Source organism: Photobacterium sp. OFAV2-7, from assembly GCF_022347985.1.
Lineage (GTDB): Bacteria > Pseudomonadota > Gammaproteobacteria > Enterobacterales > Vibrionaceae > Photobacterium.
This window is the reverse complement of the sequence record NZ_JAKRFQ010000445.1, coordinates 1-4127: the sequence shown is the minus strand read 5'-3', so window position 1 is coordinate 4127 and position 4127 is coordinate 1. Positions and strand designations below refer to the sequence as shown.

4 protein-coding genes are annotated in these 4127 nt (G+C 39.3%); all 4 read left to right on the top strand.

The features are described from left to right. Nucleotides 1–1129: hypothetical protein (locus MHN01_RS18645; RefSeq protein ID WP_239412724.1), on the top strand; the 1129-nt coding region annotated here is incomplete at its 5' end. 100 nt (nucleotides 1130–1229) lie between these two features. After that, nucleotides 1230–2360 carry an aminoglycoside phosphotransferase family protein gene (locus MHN01_RS18640; protein ID WP_239412723.1) on the top strand — a complete coding sequence of 377 codons (1131 nt, stop codon included), beginning with the start codon at nucleotides 1230–1232 and terminating at the stop codon, nucleotides 2358–2360. Continuing rightward, the gene (locus MHN01_RS18635; protein ID WP_239412722.1) at nucleotides 2357–3574 is read left to right on the top strand and encodes a glycosyltransferase family 4 protein; all 1218 of its coding nucleotides are present in this window, start codon (nucleotides 2357–2359) and stop codon (nucleotides 3572–3574) included. Before MHN01_RS18640 ends, MHN01_RS18635 begins: the two co-directional genes overlap by 4 nt. Before the next feature lie 65 nt (nucleotides 3575–3639). Continuing rightward, the coding region (locus tag MHN01_RS18630) for a hypothetical protein (protein ID WP_239412721.1) at nucleotides 3640–4127 on the top strand (488 nt) is incomplete at its 3' end.

Genomic DNA, 4127 nt, shown 5'->3' with positions numbered 1-4127 from the left:
AAAACAACATGCCACTTCTGTTTGTATAAATGGCATTAATTGGGGTGTAAATAATACAGCTATCCAAATTGAATTTGTCACCTCTCTTAGCTGGAAGGGTATCCCTTATCTTTCATCTAAAGAAGTTCTAAATGATTGCCGTAATGTTGGTGGAACAAATAAATTAATCAAAAATCCTGCTGAACATCACAAGGCAATTATCTCATTTTTTTCCAGATATTTTGATGGAAGTTTGACTAAAGAAGAAAATCTAGATGAAGTGAAGAATTCCTTTAAAGACAACTACGATAAGATATCAGAATCATTAGGCTTATTCTTAGACCAATATACTTCCAAAGAGTTAATGGATAGCGTAATTATTAATAACAAAAATAAACTTTACTCTCTACTACCAAAGATCAAAACAAAGTTATTCGTTAGTAGTTTGTTATCAACACCTCTAAAAACGATAAACTCTCTATATAGTCATTATTTCAGCGAATTAAAAATAAGGTTCACACCTTACGCTAGAGACTCGATATGTCTTCTTGGTTCTGATGGTTCTGGTAAATCCACCATAATTTCAGCAATATCTCAAGATCTTGAGCAATCAACGAAAAACATTGCTTACATTCATTTGAAACCCAGCCTAAAGTCTCTCTTTGGCAAAACCAAAGAAGAAACGAGTGTACCCGTCGAAAACCCACATGCTCTTCCAGCAAGATCATCAACATTGTCAGCTGCAAAGATAACCTACTGGATGATATCGTACTGGTTACATCTATTTTTTCATGGTCATAAGAACTTAACACTGCTCATATGGGATAGATATTACTATGACGTATACCTAGACCCTAAACGATACAGGTTCGGCGCTCCAATCTGGTTCGCTAAGTTGGTAGGAAAACTAATTCCTAAACCTGGGCTTTGCATCATTCTCGATGCACCAGCAGAAGTCATATATAAAAGAAAACAGGAAGTTTCACTCGAAGAAATCAAAAAACAAAGAATAGAATACCTTACTTTTGCAGAAAAACATTCCAACACTATAGTGCTCGATTCCTCTGTCAGCGTTGATGAGACTGCCGATAAAGCACGTGCGGCCGTTATTAATCATCTAAGTAAAAAGCAAAAGAACCGAATGATATAAAACAACATGCTCACTCACAAAAGACCATCATCTTACAACAATTAACATTAAACACGCTTAGATAAAGAAGAAAAAACAAAGTGTACGGTGATTAAATAATATGGAAAAGATACTTACCGCATCCTCAATTTTAATTAAGATAGGCTCTTCTTTCACCCGAGAGACGCAAGGACTGACTAAAGAAGAGGGTTGCAGACACTTTTTTATCATTCCGGGAAACAACGGGCCCCGGTGGCTGCTACCTGATAACAGTAACCTTGCCTGCTGTGTATTAAAAGACTGGCAACCATACAGCCTGTTATCTTTGTTGAAATGGATATTAATACAGAAATTATACTCTTTGAATCTTATTTCTATGGTTCCTTCTATCGGCGTAGTAAACGCACCGTTCAACAATTGCAAAGTACCTGGAAATGACGATGAACTCATACCTGTGATTTACGTAGGAACCCCTGGATATCAGCAAAAAGCAGTCGCAACTTTAATCAACACAACCAGTGGTGAGGCCGTCTCTGTAATGAAAACAGCGCTGTCAGAAGGTGGTGCTAGTAGTGTACTAAAAGAAGCAAGAATGCTTGATTATTTATCACATACCGGCGTAAAAAACATCCCTCGCCTATTGGCAATTGATGAACATAAACAGCAAAGCTGGCAAAGTGTTGTTTCCGGTAAACCTTCATCAAAAAAGTTTTCTCAGCTACATATTAATTGGTTATTGCAATTGCCGCACAACGGTGAACATATAACGCTGGATCAACAAAATACACAGTTAGCAGAGCGTCTAGAAAGTAACAGGGATAAGTTCACAAGATCTCAGCAAGATCGATTGGAGCAAGGGATTTCATACATCAAGGGTAATAGCTTGATCCCTTTACTACTGGTACACGGTGACTTCGCCCCCTGGAATATCAAAGTACAAAGTAATCTAGATAAACAGGAGATTGCCGTCATAGATTGGGAAGATGCCAGAATCGATGGCTTGCCGCTTTGGGATATCTCTCATTTTTATCTCATTCAGGCTCACTTGTTTAATACTCCCGAGCTAATCACTGATTTGCTATCAAATAGTTTGACTCATAGCTATATGGAAAAATGCGGGATTACTGACGTAGATGTCAAAAGCCTGGTGCTTTTATACATTCTTTTCTCATCGCTAAACAACTCAAAAAATACCGATGAGCATTATAAAAACTATCTCATTCAGACTATTAGCAGGATTATTAAGCAATGAGAATTTTATTATCAGCTTACGCTTGTGAACCCGACAAAGGCTCTGAGCCTGGAGTTGGCTGGAATTGGGCAACAGAGCTTTCAGCACAAAAGAACGAAGTGTGGGTGATCACTCGAACTAATAACAGAGACTCCATAGAAAAAGAAATGGAGGCTAACCCCAGAGATAATTTACATTTTATATATTATGATCTTCCCAGATGGATCCAACAGTGCAAAAAAAAGTTCCTGGGGGTTCATCTCTACTACTTCTTATGGCAAGTCGGTATTTTTACTCTCGCTCGCAGCCTTGTAAAGAACATAACATTCGATGTCATTCATCATGTCACCTTTGTCAGTGTTAGGCAGCCAAGCTTTCTGGGTTTGTTAGGGAGCCCTTTCATCTTTGGTCCGGTAGCAGGCGGTGAACAAGCGCCAATGATACTTAGGAAAGCTTTCCCATGGCGTGGTTGGTTTGTTGATGCTTTCCGTGATTTAGCTAACGCTTACGTCAAGATATCGCCGTTAATGAGAATAACTTTTCATTCCGCAGAGATCATTTATGTTACTTCAGAACAATCACGCAGGCTGATTCCAAAGCGTTATCAAGAAAAGACAGTGGTAAAACTAGCAATTGGGACAGATAGCCAACATCCTAACCATCATCATGAATTATCTAGCGAAAGTATTGGGCCGGTGCGCGTTTTGTATGTTGGACAGCTACTCTACTGGAAAGGTGTGCATCTTGCACTTCGTAGTTTTTCACACTTCCTCAAGGGATCGCCAGACTCAAGGTTAACCATAGTTGGCAGAGGCCCTGAAGAAAAAAGACTTAGAAAGCTAGCCCGACACCTAAACATTGACCATGCCGTTGAATGGCAGAAGTGGCTTCCGCGAAGTGAGCTAGATAAAGTCTATCAACAGCACCATGCACTGCTATTTCCCAGTTTGCATGACTCAGGTGGAATGGTCGTACTTGAAGCAATGAACAGCGGCCTACCTGTAGTTTGTCTCGATTTGGGCGGACCTGGTTGTACAGTCAATTCCAGCTGCGGGTATAAAATAGACACCACAGATCGTTCAGAAAAAGAAGTTGTTTTCGCCTTGAGTGAAGCGCTATCTAATCTCTTTCACTCACCGCAGCATCAAATGAAGCTATCTCAGGGAGCTACAGAGCAGGCAAAAAGTTTTGGTTGGCCAATTCTAGTCAGTTCTATCTACGGCAGCATCAGCTAGTTTTACTCATTCAGGTTCTTGTATACATAGTTCAAGACTACCTATATAACGAAACCAGAGGCATAATGATTGCGCTAAGAATCAACTTTATATTATTTGTTTTATCGGGCCTTCTTATCTTAAATTACGGCTTTATGCAGGTTCGTATTGGTCCTATTCCTCTGGCAGAATTGGCGCTAATGCTTTTTCTAGCGACTGCCAATATCCCGTTAGTGCTGAAAAGATTTTCACAGACATTGAACCCGCTTCCATTCATATTATGGTGGTTAGTCGGAATAACCAGTGCACTTTATTATTTGAACATCAATGGAATTTGGGCGCTTCGTGATGCAACCAATATAATTGAATCTCTTTTTATATTAGTTGGTTTTTCCTTGTTCTCTTTTGACAAATATAGAAACCACATCATCAATAATTATCATAAGTATCTGTTAGTGCTTTGTATTTATGGCTTAAGCTACCCTTTCGGGTCATACCTAGAAGAATTATCACCCAAAATTACTGCTGGTGCAGGCCATACTGTATCAATTTTCTTCTCGCACAATAATTCAGC